This window comes from Isoptericola sp. F-RaC21 (genome assembly GCF_038593535.1).
Lineage (GTDB): Bacteria > Actinomycetota > Actinomycetes > Actinomycetales > Cellulomonadaceae > Isoptericola.
This window is the reverse complement of record NZ_JBCFYX010000001.1, coordinates 201405-215953: the sequence shown is the minus strand read 5'-3', so window position 1 is coordinate 215953 and position 14549 is coordinate 201405. Positions and strand designations below refer to the sequence as shown.

General features: G+C 72.8%; 14 protein-coding genes. 4 read left to right on the top strand and 10 right to left on the bottom strand.

All coding sequences use genetic code 11. The annotated features are described in order from the left end of the window. Positions 1 to 41 precede the first annotated feature (41 nt). A complete protein-coding gene (locus tag AAG589_RS00955; protein ID WP_430565381.1) occupies positions 42 to 1001 on the bottom strand; it encodes an aldo/keto reductase in 960 nt (319 codons plus the stop codon). A gap of 115 nt (positions 1002 to 1116) precedes the next feature. Here AAG589_RS00955 and AAG589_RS00950 point away from each other — a divergent pair, with 115 nt between their 5' ends. Further along, on the top strand, positions 1117 to 2277 hold the full coding sequence (locus tag AAG589_RS00950; protein ID WP_430565380.1) for a trans-sulfuration enzyme family protein: 1161 nt from the start codon (positions 1117 to 1119) through the stop codon (positions 2275 to 2277). An 83-nt stretch (positions 2278 to 2360) separates the two neighbouring features. Next, positions 2361 to 3065 (top strand): AMIN-like domain-containing (lipo)protein, encoded by a 705-nt coding sequence (locus tag AAG589_RS00945; protein ID WP_430565379.1) that lies wholly within the window; start codon positions 2361 to 2363, stop codon positions 3063 to 3065. 27 nt (positions 3066 to 3092) lie between these two features. On the opposite strand, the gene AAG589_RS00940 is transcribed toward AAG589_RS00945, so the two are convergent. The 3 genes from AAG589_RS00940 to murA are packed head-to-tail and all read right to left on the bottom strand — an operon-like array spanning position 3093 to position 6255. Beyond that, positions 3093 to 4142: an NAD(P)H-dependent glycerol-3-phosphate dehydrogenase gene (locus AAG589_RS00940; protein WP_430565378.1), complete on the bottom strand. Its 1050-nt coding sequence runs from the start codon at positions 4140 to 4142 to the stop codon at positions 3093 to 3095. Further along, on the bottom strand, positions 4139 to 4897 hold the full coding sequence (locus AAG589_RS00935; RefSeq protein WP_430565377.1) for a lysophospholipid acyltransferase family protein: 759 nt from the start codon (positions 4895 to 4897) through the stop codon (positions 4139 to 4141). Before AAG589_RS00935 ends, AAG589_RS00940 begins: the two co-directional genes overlap by 4 nt. Positions 4898 to 4938: 41 nt before the next feature. Next, entirely contained in the window at positions 4939 to 6255 is a 1317-nt protein-coding gene (gene murA / locus AAG589_RS00930; protein ID WP_430565376.1) for a UDP-N-acetylglucosamine 1-carboxyvinyltransferase, read from the bottom strand. Positions 6256 to 6526: 271 nt separating this feature from the next. Here murA and AAG589_RS00925 point away from each other — a divergent pair, with 271 nt between their 5' ends. Continuing rightward, positions 6527 to 7879, top strand: a complete 1353-nt coding sequence (locus AAG589_RS00925; RefSeq protein WP_430565375.1) for an MFS transporter — start codon at positions 6527 to 6529, stop codon at positions 7877 to 7879. A gap of 63 nt (positions 7880 to 7942) precedes the next feature. Here the strand turns inward: AAG589_RS00925 and AAG589_RS00920 are convergent, their stop codons facing one another. Further along, positions 7943 to 9583, bottom strand: a complete 1641-nt coding sequence (locus AAG589_RS00920) for a DHA2 family efflux MFS transporter permease subunit (protein ID WP_430565374.1) — start codon at positions 9581 to 9583, stop codon at positions 7943 to 7945. A 239-nt stretch (positions 9584 to 9822) separates the two neighbouring features. Between AAG589_RS00920 and AAG589_RS00915 the strand changes: the two genes are divergently transcribed. Continuing rightward, positions 9823 to 10497, top strand: a complete 675-nt coding sequence (locus tag AAG589_RS00915) for a DUF4287 domain-containing protein (RefSeq protein WP_430565373.1) — start codon at positions 9823 to 9825, stop codon at positions 10495 to 10497. Positions 10498 to 10526: 29 nt separating this feature from the next. On the opposite strand, the gene rbsD is transcribed toward AAG589_RS00915, so the two are convergent. From rbsD to AAG589_RS00890, 5 genes are read right to left on the bottom strand one after another with little or no spacing between them, the layout of a single operon-like run. After that, positions 10527 to 11024, bottom strand: coding sequence for a D-ribose pyranase (gene rbsD, locus AAG589_RS00910; RefSeq protein ID WP_430565372.1), 498 nt, complete (start codon positions 11022 to 11024; stop codon positions 10527 to 10529). Beyond that, positions 11021 to 11986, bottom strand: a complete 966-nt coding sequence (locus AAG589_RS00905) for a ribokinase (RefSeq protein WP_430565371.1) — start codon at positions 11984 to 11986, stop codon at positions 11021 to 11023. The genes rbsD and AAG589_RS00905 overlap by 4 nt, the downstream gene beginning before the upstream one ends. A 49-nt stretch (positions 11987 to 12035) precedes the next feature. Then, positions 12036 to 12740 carry a deoxyribose-phosphate aldolase gene (deoC, locus tag AAG589_RS00900; RefSeq protein ID WP_430565370.1) on the bottom strand — a complete coding sequence of 235 codons (705 nt, stop codon included), beginning with the start codon at positions 12738 to 12740 and terminating at the stop codon, positions 12036 to 12038. A 42-nt stretch (positions 12741 to 12782) separates the two neighbouring features. Beyond that, complete coding sequence (locus AAG589_RS00895; RefSeq protein ID WP_430565369.1) at positions 12783 to 13637, bottom strand: carbohydrate ABC transporter permease; 855 nt, start codon at positions 13635 to 13637, stop codon at positions 12783 to 12785. Further along, positions 13634 to 14527 carry a carbohydrate ABC transporter permease gene (locus AAG589_RS00890; RefSeq protein WP_430565368.1) on the bottom strand — a complete coding sequence of 298 codons (894 nt, stop codon included), beginning with the start codon at positions 14525 to 14527 and terminating at the stop codon, positions 13634 to 13636. The genes AAG589_RS00895 and AAG589_RS00890 overlap by 4 nt, the downstream gene beginning before the upstream one ends. Between the last annotated feature and the right edge of the window lie 22 nt (positions 14528 to 14549).

Genomic DNA, 14549 nt, shown 5'->3' with positions numbered 1-14549 from the left:
CATTCTCCCCGCGCGCGGCGGCGCCGGGCGCCGCCCGAGCCTCAGGCGGAGGCGCCGTCCAGGCGGGCCACCTCGTCCGCGGTGAGCTCCAGCGTCATCGAGCGCAGCAGCGCGTCGAGCTGGCCCACGTGCCGCGCGCTGGCGATGGGCGCGACGACGGTGGGCTGGGCGCGCAGCCAGGCCAGCGACACGGACGCGACCGGCACGTCGTGCGCGGCGGCGACGTCGTCGAGCGCCGCGAGCACGCGGCGGCCGCGGTCGTCGAGGTAGGTGGCGGCCTTGCCCGCCCGCGGGCTGTCGGGCGACTCGCCGTCGCGGTAGGTGCCGGCGAGGAACCCGGAGGCGAGCGCGTAGTAGGGCAGCACGCCGAGACCGTGCCGCTCGGCGGCCGGCCGCAGGTCCTGCTCGAAGCCGCGCTCCACGAGGTTGTAGTGCGGCTGCAGGGCCACGGGCCGGTGCAGGCCGTCGCGCTCGGCGGCGGCGAACCAGGCGTCGATGCGCTCCGGCGTCGAGTTCGAGATGCCGATCTCGCGCACCAGCCCGTCGTCGACGAGCGCCGAGAACGCGGCGGCGACCTCCTCCACCGGCGTCGCGCCGTCGTCGTAGTGCGCGTAGTACAGGTCGATGCGGTCGGTGCCGAGCCGCTCGAGCGACGCCTCCGCCGCGGCGCGCACGGTCCCCGCCGCGAGCCCGCGGAAGTCCGGGTGCTGCGAGACCTTGGTGGCGATCAGCACGTCGTCCCGGCGGCCCGTGCGGGCCAGCCAGCGGCCGATGGTGTGCTCGCTCTCGCCTCCGGAGTTGCCGGGCACCCAGGCCGAGTAGACGTCGGCGGTGTCGACGAGCCGGCCGCCCGCGTCGGCGAACGCGTCGAGGACGGCGAACGACGCCGGGTCGTCGGCCGTCCAGCCGAACACGTTGCCGCCGAGCACCAGCGGCGCTCCGGCGAGGTCGAGAGAGCCGAGCGCGGGGCCGGCCTGGGGAGAGTTCGTCGCCTGGGTCACACGTCGCACAAGCGATCGGGCCGGAGGTTCATTCCCGGGGCGCCGGCGCCGATCGTGGTGTCTGCGGGTCGAGCCGGCCGCGCGCCTGCGGGATCGCACGTCGTAACCTGCGCCCATGACGCACGACCAGCTCTCCCCCGCCACCCTCGCCGTCACGGCGGGCCGCCCGCCCCGCGTCCAGGGCGGGCCGGTGAACCCGCCGGTCGTGCTCAGCTCCACGTACGTCAACCAGGGGGTGACCGCCCCGGGCGAGCTGCTCTACACCCGCATGGACACGGAGACCTGGCACCCGTTCGAGGAGGCGCTGGCGGCGCTCGAGGGCGCGGCGCACGGCGTCGTCTTCGGCTCCGGCATGGCGGCCGTGATCGCCGCGATCGGCGACGTGCCGGACGGCGGCGCCGTCGTCGTGCCGCGGCACGCCTACCAGGTGTCGCTGGGCTACCTCGACGACCTGGCCGCGAAGCATCGCGTCGACGTGCGCCGCGTGGACATCGCGGACACCGCCCAGGTCGTCGCGGCCCTCGACGGCGCCGACGTGCTGCTGGCGGAGTCGCCCACGAACCCCATGCTCGAGGTGGCGGACCTGCCCGCGATCCTCGCGGCGGCGCGCGAGCGCGGGGTGCGGTCCGTCGTCGACAACACGTTCGCGACGCCGCTGGGCCAGCAACCGCTGGACCTGGGCGCCGACGTCGTCGTGCACTCCGTGACCAAGTACCTGGCCGGCCACTCCGACGTCGTGCTCGGCGCCGCCGTCACGCGCGACGACGACCTCGCCGCGGGTCTGCGCGCCTACCGCACGCTGCACGGCGCCATCCCCGGCCCCCTGGAGGTGTGGCTGGCCCTGCGCGGCCTGCGCACGCTGCACCTGCGCGTGGAGCGCGCGAACGCCTCGGCCGCGGAGCTCGCCCGCCGGCTCGCCGCGCACCCCGCCGTGGCCGAGGTACGGCACCCGTCGCTGCCCACCGACCCGGGGCACGAGCGCGCGGCGGGCCTGATGAACGGCTTCGGCGCGATCCTCGGCGTCCGGCCGCACGGCGGCGCCGCCGCGGCCGACGCCGTCGTGGCCGCCGTGCGCCTCTGGGTGCCCGCCACGTCCCTCGGCGGGGTCGAGTCCACGCTGGAGCGGCGCCGGAGGTTCGCGACCGAGTCGCCCACCGTGCCCGAGGACCTGCTGCGGCTGTCCGTGGGCGTGGAGGACGTCGAGGACCTCTGGGCCGACCTCGATCAGGCGCTGGACCAGGCGCTGCGCTCCGCGGCCCACCCCGCCGCCGGCTGACCGGCGCCACGCGGTGCAGGCTCGGGCGCGCGTGCGTACCGTCGTGCCACCGCCGCACCGCGGCCGAGCACCGGGAGGGCGCCGTGACCAGCACCAGGACCACCGCCGGTCGCCGCGTCGCCGGGGCGGCCGCGGCAGGGCTGCTCGCCCTCGCGCTCGCGGGGTGCGCCGACAACGGCCCCGAGATCGACGGCCCCGGGTCCGGGCAGACCCCGTCCCCCGCCCCCTCACCGGCCGACGAGGGGTCTGCCTCGCCGGAAACGTCCCCGGCCGCGTCCCCGAGCGACGTGCCACTCGACGACACCACCGGCGACGAGCCTGCGACCGACGAGCCGTTCCTGGGCGACCCCACCCCGGACACCGCCGACCCGAGCGCCGACGCCGCGCTCGTGGTCACGGACGTCCGGGTCGGGCGGCACAGCGGCTTCGACCGCGTGGTCTTCGACCTCGAGGGGGAGGGCGCCCCCGGCTGGCGCGTGGAGTACGTGGACGCGGCCGCCGACGACGGCAGCGGCGACCCGGTGCGCGTCGACGGCGACGGCGTCCTGCAGGTGCGCCTGTCCGGGATGGCGACGCCCGGCGCGGAGCCGGACATCACCGAGTACGCCGGCGACCCGATCGAGCCGGACGGGACCGAGTCGGTCGAGGAGGTCGTCTACCGGTTCTGGTTCGAGGGGTACACGACGGCGTTCGTGGGCGTCGACGAGCCGGGCCTGCCGTTCCGCGTGTTCGCGCTGGACGACCCGGCACGCGTCGTCGTCGACGTGCAGGACCCGGCCGACGACTGATCGTCGCGCGCCGCCGGGAGCCGGCCGTCAGCCGTCGACGCCCTCCGACTTCTGCGGCCGCGAGAGCAGGCCGCGGGCCATCTCCTCCACCGGGAGGCCCTCGTAGAGCACCGCGACGACACCCGCGGTGATCGGCATGTCGACGCCGTGCTTGGCGGCGAGGTCGAGCACCGAGCGGCAGGACTTGGCGCCCTCCGCCGTCGTGCCGGTGGCGACGACCGCCTCCTCCAGCGTCATCCCCTCGCCGATGTGGCGGCCGAGGGTGTTGTTGCGCGACAGCGGCGAGGTGCAGGTCGCCACCAGGTCGCCCATGCCCGCGAGCCCGGCGAAGGTCGCCGCGTCCGCGCCGAGCTCGAGGCCGAGCCGGGTGATCTCGACGAGGCCGCGCGTGATGACGGTCGCGACCGTGTTCGACCCGAAGCCGCGTCCCTGGGCCATGCCGACGGCCAGCGCGATGACGTTCTTCACCGCGCCGCACAGCTCCACGCCGACCACGTCGTCGTTGGTGTACGGGCGGAAGTAGGCGTTCGAGCAGGCGTCGGCGACGAACCGCGCGGCGGACTCGTCGGAGCAGGCGACCACGGTGGCGGTGGGCTGCCGGCGGGCGATCTCGGCCGCGAGGTTCGGGCCCGAGACCACGGCCACGCGCGACAGCGGCACGTCCAGCGCCTCGACGATGACCTGGGTCATGCGCTCGTCGGTGCCGAGCTCCACGCCCTTCATCAGGGAGACGATCACGGCGTCGGGCTCGACCAGGTCGCGGAGGCCGGTCAGCGTGGCGCGCGACACCTGGGACGGCACGGCCACGACGACGATCTGCGCGCCGGCCAGCGCCGCGGCCGCGTCCGTGGTGCCGGTCATCGCGGGCAGCTCGACGTCGGGCAGGTACTTGCGGTTGGTGCGTTGCGTCGTGACCTCGTCGGCGACGGCGGGGTCGCGGCCCCACAGCCGGACGTCGCAGCCCGCGTCGGCGAGGACCATCGCGAAGGTCGTCCCCCAGGACCCCGAGCCCAGGACGGCGACACGGGTCGGTGCCCCCGGCTTCGCGGGCGACGGTGCGGTGGTCGGGTTCGTCATGGGCGCTCCACGGGCGGGTAGACGGTCTGCTTGCGTTCGTACTCGGGATGCTTGCGCAGGTCGAAGCGGACGGGCGGGGCCGCCTCGCCCCGGATCTCCGCGAGGTGCGCGGTGAGCGCGTCCATGACCCGGTTCGTGGCCTCGCGCAGGGTCTGCGTGTCGATCGGCCGCTCGTACAGGTCGGAGAGGTCCACCGGCGGCCCCGCGACGATCGTCACCCGCTTGCGCGGGAACGGGCGCAGCAGGCGCCCGTACCGGTGCAGGATCTTGTGCGCGCCCCACTGCGCCACGGGCACCACCGGCAGCCGGCTGGCCAGCGCCATGCGCGCCAGGCCGGTCTTGCCCTCCATCGGCCACAGGTCGGGGTCCCGCGTGAGGGTGCCCTCCGGCAGGATCGCCACGCAGGCGCCGCTGCCGAGCTGGCTGCCCGCGTCCTCGAGCGACCGGGCCGCCGCGGCGGTGCCGCGGTCCACCGGGATCATCCGGGTGGCGCGCAGCACCGAGCCGACGACCGGGGCGGTGAACAGGCCGCGCTTCGCGAGGATCCGCGGCTCGAAGCCCTTGTCGAAGAGGTAGTGCGCCAGCGTCAGGGCGTCGAACTCGGTGACGTGGTTGGCCGCCGCGATGAACCCGCCGTCGCGGGGCAGGTTCTCCTCGCCGCCGTCCCAGTCGTAGCGGACCATCGAGAACAGCAGGGGCCGCACGATGCGCGCGACGACGCGGTAACCACGGGAGTCAGGACGGGCGATCGGCACGGGGCCAGAGCCTACCTCCCGGTCCCGGGAGCCGATGCTCCTCAGCCGCGGGTGACGTCCGCGCCGAGCGCGACGAGCTTGTCCTGGAACGACTCGTATCCACGATCGATCAGGCTGATCCCCCGCACCGTGGACGTCCCCTGCGCCGCCAGCGCCGCGATCAGGTGCGAGAACCCGCCCCGCAGGTCCGGCACCACGATGTCCGCCGCAGACAACGGCGTCGGACCCGAGACCACCGCCGAGTGATGGAAGTTGCGCTGCCCGAACCGGCAGTCCCGACCCCCCAAGCACTCCTTGTACACCTGGATCGTCGCACCCATCTTCCGCAACGCCTCGGTGAACCCGAACCGGTTCTCATACACCGTCTCGTGCACGATCGACAGACCCTTCGCCTGCGTCAACGCCACGACCAGCGGCTGCTGCCAGTCCGTCATGAACCCCGGATGCACGTCCGTCTCCAGCACGATCGAGTCCAGATCCCCACCCGGATGCCAGAACCGGATCCCGTCCTCGGCGACGTCGAACCGGCCGCCCACCTTCCGGAACGTGTTCAAGAACGTCATCATCTCCGGCTGCGTCGCACCCTTGATCGTCACGTCCCCGCCCGTGGCCAACGCGGCCGACGCCCACGACGCCGTCTCGATCCGATCACCCAACGCCGTGTGCGAGTAGCCCTCCAGGCGATCCACACCCTCGATCCGGATCACCCGGTCGGTATCCACCGAGATGATCGCGCCCATCTTCTGCAGCACCGCGATCAGATCCATGATCTCCGGCTCGATCGCCGCACCCGTCAGCTCCGTGATGCCCTCCGCACGCACCGCCGTCAACAGCAGCTGCTCCGTGGCACCCACCGACGGGTACGGCAGCGAGATCTTCGTGCCCTGCAGCCGGCGCGGCGCACGCAGCTGGATCCCGTTCGGCATCTTGTCCACCACCGCACCGAACTGGCGCAGGATGTCCAGGTGGTAGTTGATCGGCCGGTCACCGATGCGGCAGCCGCCCAGGTCCGGGATGAACGCCTCCCCCAACCGGTGCAGGAGCGGCCCGCAGAACAAGATCGGGATCCGGCTCGAGCCCGCGTGCGCATCGATGTCCGCCACGTGCGCCGACTCCACGTTCGACGGATCCAGGTCCAGGATCCCCGCATCCGGGTCCGACTTCACCGTCACCCCGTGCAGCTCCAACAACCCCGTGACCACCCCCACGTCACGGATCTGCGGCACGTTCCGCAGCACGCTCGCCGACTCCCCCAACAGCGACGCCACCATCGCCTTCGAGACGAAGTTCTTCGCCCCCCGCACCGTGATCGTGCCCTCGAGAGGCGTCCCGCCGTTGACGTGCAGCAGATCGTTCATGTCGTCGTGTTCGTCCCGTCGTTACGGATGCAGTGGTCCTGGGATGCCCGATGCCGTCCATCTCGCGTGCCGTCGGTGCCGACCGGAGGTCGTCGTCCCAGCGCGCCGTCGATCCTGCCTCGCCCGGCACGGTGGTGCCAACACCCGCCCCCGCGGCCTTATTCACGTTCACCACACCTTCACGCCGCGGGCACCGGCACGCAGCGGGGCCGGATCCGTATCCTGAGACAACTGTTCATGATGCGGGACGTCGGTCGTACCGTCGGTGACCATGACCACCTCCGTCACGTCGGGCGCCCCCAGCACGCCGACGCCGGCCGTCAACTCGCGCGGCCGCGTCATCGTCGCGTCGCTCATCGGCACCTCCATCGAGTTCTACGACTTCTACGCCTACGCGACCGCGGCCTCGCTCGTGTTCCCGGCGCTGTTCTTCCCGAACCAGGACGGGACGACGGCGCTGCTCGCGTCGTTCGCCGCGTTCGGCGTCGCGTTCGTCGCCCGCCCGCTCGGCTCGGTGCTCTTCGGCCACTTCGGCGACCGCGTGGGGCGCAAGACGACGCTCGTCGCGTCGCTCCTCACGATGGGGATCGCGACGGTGGTCATCGGCCTCATCCCCGCCGCCACGAACCCGGGCTGGGCCGTCCTCGCGCCGCTCGTCCTGGTGCTGTGCCGGTTCTGCCAGGGCCTCGGCCTGGGCGGCGAGTGGGGCGGCGCCGCGCTGCTCGCCACCGAGAACGCGCCCGCGGGCAAGCGCGCGATCTGGGGCACGTTCCCGCAGCTGGGCGCGCCGATCGGCTTCATCCTGGCCAACCTCGTGTTCATCGGGCTGTCCCAGACGCTGAGCGACGCGCAGTTCACGTCGTGGGGCTGGCGGGTGCCGTTCCTCGCGAGCTCGATCCTCGTCATCGTCGGCCTGTGGGTGCGCCTCAAGCTGATCGAGACGCCCGCCTTCACCAAGGTGGTCGAGGCCAAGGCCGTGGCGAAGGTGCCGGTGGCCGAGGTCTTCCGCACCTCGTGGCGCAAGATCGTCTCGGGCACGTTCATCATGCTCGCGACCTACGGGCTCTTCTACCTGATGACCACGTTCACGCTGAACTACGGCATCGCGCCGACCGACGCCGCCCCCGCCGGCCTGGGCTACGAGAAGATCGACTTCCTCTGGATGCTCATCGTGGGCTGCGTGTTCTTCGGCCTCTTCACCCTCGCGTCCGGCCCGCTCACCGAGCGGTTCGGCCGGCGGCCCTTCCTGCTCGTCGTGACGGGCGCGATCGTCGTGTTCGGCCTGCTCTTCGTGCCGCTGTTCGCCGGGGGCACCGTGGGCGTGCAGTCGCTCCTCATCCTGGGCTTCATGCTGATGGGCCTGACCTTCGGCCCGATGGCGGCGCTGCTGCCCGAGCTGTTCCCCGCGAACGTGCGCTACACGGGCGCCTCCGTGGCGTACAACCTCGCGTCGATCCTCGGCGCCGCCGTCGCGCCGTTCGTCGCGGTGTGGCTGTGGGAGAAGGCGGGCTCCCCCGTCCTGGTCGGCGTCTACCTGTCGGTGATGGGCATCGTCACCTTCGTCGCGCTGTGGCTGCAGAAGGAGACCAAGGACGTCGACTTCGCGGGCGACATCAAGGCCTGACACCTCCGCTGGTTGAGCCTGTCGACACCCGGCGAGCCAGGTTTCGACAGGCTCAACCAGCGATCAGGCACCCTCCTGCTCGCGGTGCTGCACGGGCGACATCGCCGCCGCGCAGAGCACCCCGACGACGAGCACCACGCCCACGAGCAGCAGCGTCTGCGCCGCCGCCTCGGCGAAGCCGGTGAAGAACGCCTGCTGGGCCGCGGCCCCGACCTGCTCGGCGACCGACGCCGGCACCGAGTCGGGCAGCTGCACCGACCCGACCGCCGTCGTGCCCAGGCCGCCGCTCGCCTGCGTGATGCCGTCGACGAACGCCTGCCGGTACTGCTCGGGCAGCTGCGCGGCGACGTCCTGCGCGGCCGCCGGGACGGTGACGCCGAGGCGCGCCGAGAGGGTCGCGACCACGACGGCGGACCCGATGACGCCGCCCACCTGACGGTTGGTGTTGAACGCCCCCGCGCCCGCGCCGGCCGTGCGGGCGTCGAGCCCCGACGTGGCCAGGTTGGACAGCGGGGAGAACGTGAGCCCGGTGCCGACGCCGAACAGCGCCATGGGCCACAGCAGCGCGTACGGGGACAGGTCGCGGTCGATCACCGCGGCGAGCCACAGCACCGCGCCGGCGATGGCGGCGAACCCGGCCGCGACCACCCACTTGGCGGGCACCCGGTCGGACAGCCGGCCCGCGAACGGCGCGACGACGCCGGACACGAGCGACCCCGGCATCATCACGAGCGCCGCGTTGATCGGCGTCAGGCCGAGGATCGACTGCAGGAAGATCGTCAGCGGGAAGAAGATGCCGATCATCGCGAACGTGACGACCATGCCGTCCACGTTCGCGAGCGAGAAGTTGCGCGAGCGGAACAGCCGCAGCGGCAGCAGCGCCCGCGGGCCCTGCCGGTGCTGCCACCAGACGAACACCGCCAGCACGAGGACCCCGAGGCCCACGACGGTCCACACCGAGAACGGCCCCCAGATGTGCCCCCAGTCGAAGTTCTCGCCCTCCTGCAGGCCGAACACCAGGGCCGCGAGGCCCACCACGGACAGGACCACGCCCAGCGGGTCCATCGTCGTGCCGTGCGACGGCAGGTGCGGCAGCCGCGCGACCGCGAACCACAGGGCCGCGACGCCCACCGGGATGTTGACGTAGAAGATCCACTCCCAGCCGATCGTCTCGACGAAGACGCCGCCGAGCAGCGGGCCGACGAGCGTCGCGACGCCCGCCGTCGCGCCCCAGAGCCCCATCGCGGCGCCGCGCTGGGTGGGCGGGAAGACGCGCGTGATCATCGACATCGTCTGCGGGGTCATCAGCGCCGCGCCGATGCCCTGGAGCACCCGGAAGCCGATGAGCCAGCCGATCTCCGGCTCCGAGCCGATGTTGCCGGAGAACCCGCACAGGAACGAGAAGGTCGTGAACACGATCAGGCCGGTGATGAACACCGCCTTCTGCCCGTAACGGTCCCCGAGCCGGCCGGCGAGGAGCATCAGCACCGCGTACGACAGCAGGTAGGCGCTGTTGACCCAGCCGACCTCGATGAGGGACGCGGAGAACTGCTCGGTCAGGGTCGGGATGGCGATGTTCACGATCGTCGTGTCGACCATGATCATGAAGAAGCCGAGGATGAGCGGCGGGAGCACGCTCCACGCCGACCGGCCGTGCAGGTCGACGAGCGGGGTCACCGGGGCGCGCCCGGGAGAGGTGGACATGCGACGAGAGTCGCACGGGCCGCCGACGCGCGCCGGTCAGGGGCAGCCTCTATCGTGGCAGGCAGGGCGGCGCGTCCCGCCCGACCCCCGGACCGGCGCTCGCGCCGCCGGGACCGCGCGAGCGGTGGGGGCAGAGGGGACCTCGAGTGCTCGACGTGGCCAGGACACCGTGTTCGAAGGTGCCCGGCCGGCGGGCGCGAGCCGCGGGCGGCGCACCGAGCGAGCACGCAGGAGTCCTCATGACCACGCAGGAGTCGTTCAAGAAGCGCGTCCGCGCGCGCATGGCCACCACCGGCGAGAAGTACGGCGCCGCGCGCCGCACCCTCCTCACCCAGGCCGGACCTCCCGGCACCACCCCCGCCCGCGCCTGGGTCTCGGAGCCCGACGTCTCCGACGACGCGATCCGCGAGAACACCGGCCGCGGGTGGGACGAGTGGGTCGCGCTCGTCGACGCCGGGCCGGGCCGCGACGCCGGGCACACCGCCATCGCCGCCTGGGTCGTCGACGAGCACGGGGTCTCCGGCTGGTGGGCCCAGTCCGTCACGGTCGGCTACGAGCGCATCACCGGTCTGCGGGTGCCGGGCCAGCGGCCGGACGGCACGTTCTCGGTCAGCCGTTCGCGGCTGCTCGACGTCGACCCCGCCGCGCTGCGGGCGCTGCTCGACGACGACGCCGACCGCGCCGACCTCGTGCCCGGCCTCACCCTCACGCCCCGGTCGCGGCCGGGCGTGCAGCGGCCGCGGTTCGGGGTGGCCGACGACGGCGGCGGGCACGGCGTCGCGATGTTCTCCATGGACCCGGCCGGCTCGCGGCTGCGGCTGACGGTCACCCACGAACGGCTGGGGTCCGCGGCCGAGGCCGAGACCTGGAAGGCCTACTGGGCCGACTGGCTGGCGGCGCTCGGCGACGCCTGACGGTCACCCGGCCGGTCGCCGGGGGCGTGCTACGCGAGCTCGGGTCGCACGCCCTCGGTGATCAGCCGCCGCCGCTCGACGTACTCGGGCAGGATCGTCACGTCGTCGTCGGCGAACCACTCGAACGGCGCGGTCGACGCGACGAGCGCGAAGTTGGCCCACGGCTCGAACGAGCCCGAGCGCACGATGACCTTGGCGCGCGGCGCCCAGTGCTCGATGAGGTGCTCGTGCGTCGTGCCGTGGAACGTGGCGCCCGAACCGGTGAAGAGGTCCTGCACGTCGCCGTACAGCCGCGGGTGGTGCGTCTTCACCTCGGTGGCGAGGTGCACCTCCTCGACGAAGACCTCCTCCAGCAGCACCCGCAGGATCGTCCGCACGTCGAGGTGCCCGCGCGTGAGCGCGAGGTCGACGCGGTACGCGTCCCGCGGGATGGGGAACCCGGCGTCGGTGACCAGCACGACGTCGGTGTGCCCCAGGGTGGCCAGCGCCCCGGCGAGCCCGGGGTGCAGGATCCGTCCGCTTCTCATGCGCTCTCCTTCGTCCCGGCCGGCTCCGCGGCCCTGTTCGCACGGTCGTCGGTGCGGTCGAGGAACTCCTCGACCTCGGCGCGCGTCCGGTAGGACGGCACCGTCTCCCAGTGCTCGCAGCACAGCGCTGCCACGACGCTCGCGAAGGCGGCGCCCGTGCGCAGGTCGCGCCCCTCCCCCAGCGCGACGGCGAGCGCCGCGTTGAAGCTGTCGCCCGCGCCGTTGGAGTCGACGACGTCGACCGCCGCGGTCGCCACCGCCGTCGGGCCCGCGGCGTCGACCACGAGCGCGCCGTCCTCGCCGCGGGTGACGACGACGGCCCGCGGCCCGAGGGCGAGCAGCCGCCGGGCGAGCTCCTCGACGGGCGTCGGGTCGCCGGGCGGCAGACCCAGCGCGACCCGGGCCTCGTGCTCGTTGGGGGTCAGCACGTCCACCGCCGAGAGGTCGGCGCCGCGCAGGTCGACGGCGGGCGCCGGGTTGAGCACGGTCGTGACGCCCGCGGACCGCGCGACGCCCAGCGCGTGCAGCGCCGAGCCGAGCGGGACCTCGAGCTGGGCGAGGACGACGTCCGCGCCGCGCAGCGCGTCGGCCGACGCGTCCAGGAGCGCCGGCAGGAGCCGGTCGTTGGCGCCCTTGTCGACGACGATGAGGTTGCGTCCCGCGGTGTCCTTGACGATGAACCCCACGCCGGTGGGCGCCGCAGGGTCGACCGTCACCCGGCTGCCGTCGATGCCCTCGGCCGCGAGCAGGGCGCGGAACTCCGCGCCGCGCGCGTCGTCGCCCACCGCCCCGACGTACGTCACCTCGGCACCGAGCCGCGCGGCCTGGACGGCCATGTCGGAGCCCTTGCCCCCGTACGTCTCCCGGTACTCGCGCCCGAGCAGCGTCTCCCCCGCCTCGGGCAGCCGGTCGACCGTCATCACGAGAGCCTTGGCGTAGCTCCCCACCACCGTGAGCCTCATCGCTCTCCTCCGTGTCGTGCCGTGCCGTGTCGTCGGTGCGTGCCGTGCGTCAGTAGGCGTCCGGGTCGCCGACGAGCCCGTCGACGATGGCCGGGCCGGAGCTGGTGCCGACCAGCTCGGCCCCCGCCTCGAACAGGCGCCGCATCTTCTCGAGCGAGTTGACCTTGCCGGAGACCTTGACCCTGCACGGCGGCTCGATGGTCGCGGCGAGCAGGCGCACGTCGTGCTCGGTGGCCTCCAGGCCACCCTTGCCCCAGCCCGACGACTGCTTCACCCAGTCGACGCCGGCCTCGTACGCGATCCGCGTGGCGCGGACCTTGAGGTCGTCCGTGGGCAGGAAGCCGAACTCGAGCATGACCTTCACGGCCACGCCCTCCGCGTGCGCGAGCCGGACGACGTCCTCGACGTCGCGGGCGTAGAGGTCCTCGTCGCCGCCGAGCAGCAGGCCCGGGTGCGGCGGGAAGTCGAACTCGTCCACGCCGGTGGCGACCAGCACCCGCAGCGCCGCCAGCCGCATCTCGGGCGTGTCGTTGGCCATGGGGAAGTTCAGCGTGGACGCGACCTTGACCCCGGTGCCCGCGAGCACGTCCTTCGCCAGCGGCACCCAGTAGGGCGCGATCATCGCGGCGTCGAAGCCGTAGGCCGCGCACGTCTCGAGGTGCTTCGTCACGCCGTCGCGGGTGAGGTCGGGGTTGACGTTCGTGTACTGGATCGCGCGGGCGACCTGCGCCGGGTCGGTGAAGTCGAGGGTCATGCGGTCCTCCTGGACGAGTGTGGGACGGGTGGGGTGCGCGGGTCAGCCCTTGACCGCGCCGGCGGACAGGCCGCTCATGACGTGCCGCTGCATGAGGACGAAGATGAGCAGGATCGGCACCACCGCCAGCAGCAGGGTGGGGAACACGATCTCGTAGTTGGTGGTGTACGAGGACACGGCCGCGTACACGCCGGTGGTGATGGTCCGGAACGACGACCCGGGCCCGAGGATGAGCTGCGGGCTGACGAAGTCGTTCCACGCGCTGAGCGCGTTGAGGATGAACGCCGTCGCGACGATCGGCTTCATGAGCGGGAACACGATCCGCCACAGCACGCGCTGCTGGCTCGCGCCGTCGATCGCCGCCGCCTCGTCCAGCGAGCGCGGCAGCATGCGGATGTACCCGGTGAAGATGAACAGGGTGAACGGGATCATCGTCGACGACATGAAGAGCACCAGCCCCGGCAGCGTCCCCATGAGGTGCAGGGCCTTGAGCACGAAGATCGCGGGCACCAGGATGATCTGCGCCGGGATGAACATGCCCGCGACGAAGAACATCAGCAGCACCCGGAACAGCACGGTCGGGGTGCGGGCGATCACGTACGCGGTGGGGACGGAGACCCCGATCGCCACGACGTTGCACGCGACGACGAGGAACAGCGTCACGGCGTAGCCCGAGACGACCGGGAAGTTCGGGTTGGTCCACGCGTCCTGGAGGAACTGCGTCGTGGCGGTGCCCAGGTCCAGCCCGAGCGGGGACAGCAGGATCTCCTGCTGCGGCTTGAACGCGTTGACGACGACGATGTACAGCGGCACGAGCATGGCCACCGACAGCACCGCGATCGCCACGGTGCGCACGGTCGCGCGCGACCTCGCCGTCCGGCTGCCCGACACGCTCATGACAGCGCCTCCGCTCCTTCTTCGGCGCGCCTGCGCAGCGCGATGATCGTGAACGACAGGATCCCGGCGACGACGATGAGCAGCATCGCCTGCGCGCACGCCAGCCCCACCTTGTTGTTGGCGAAGGAGACGGCGAGGATCTCGTAGGCCCAGGTCTGCGTGGCGTCGCCGGGCCCGCCGTTCGTGAGGCCCAGCACCACCTCGTAGGTCTTCAGCAGCGACAGCACCGACGTCACGATCGTCACCGTCACGGTGGGCGCGAGCGCCGGCCACGTGACGTGCTGGAAGACCTGCACCTTGCCGGCGCCGTCGAGCGTCGCCGCCTCCTGGAGGTCCGCCGGCACGGCCTGCAGCCCGGCCAGGTACAGCACGAGCTGGACGCCGAGCTGGGCCCACACGATGACGGCGATCATCGTCGCGAGCGCCCAGCCCGGGTCGGACAGGAACGGCAGGGCCGACCGGCCGGAGCCGGTGAGCAGGTTGTTCACCGCCCCCTGCGGGCCGAGGATCGCCTGCCACAGGAAGCCCACGATGAGCGCGGACAGCACGTGCGGGTAGAACATCACGACCCGCGCGAACGCGGTGAACGGCGTGGTCCGCCGCAGCAGCAGCGCCAGACCCAGAGCGATCGCGTTGACGGCGAACGCCCCCACCACCGCGATGACCCCCGTGACCCACAGGGACGAGTGCATGTCGCCCGTCGGGTCGGCGAAGATCCGCGTGTAGTTCTCCAGCCCCACCCACTCGGGCGACTGGCTCGGGATGCCGTTGTACTCGGTGAACGAGTAGTAGACCGCGTACCCGACCGGCACCACCATGAGCCCGATGTAGATCAGCGCCGCCGGGACCGTCATCAGGCCCCGGCCCAGCGCGCCTCGCCTTCCCAGCACGCGTGCCGTCCTCGCTCGAGCC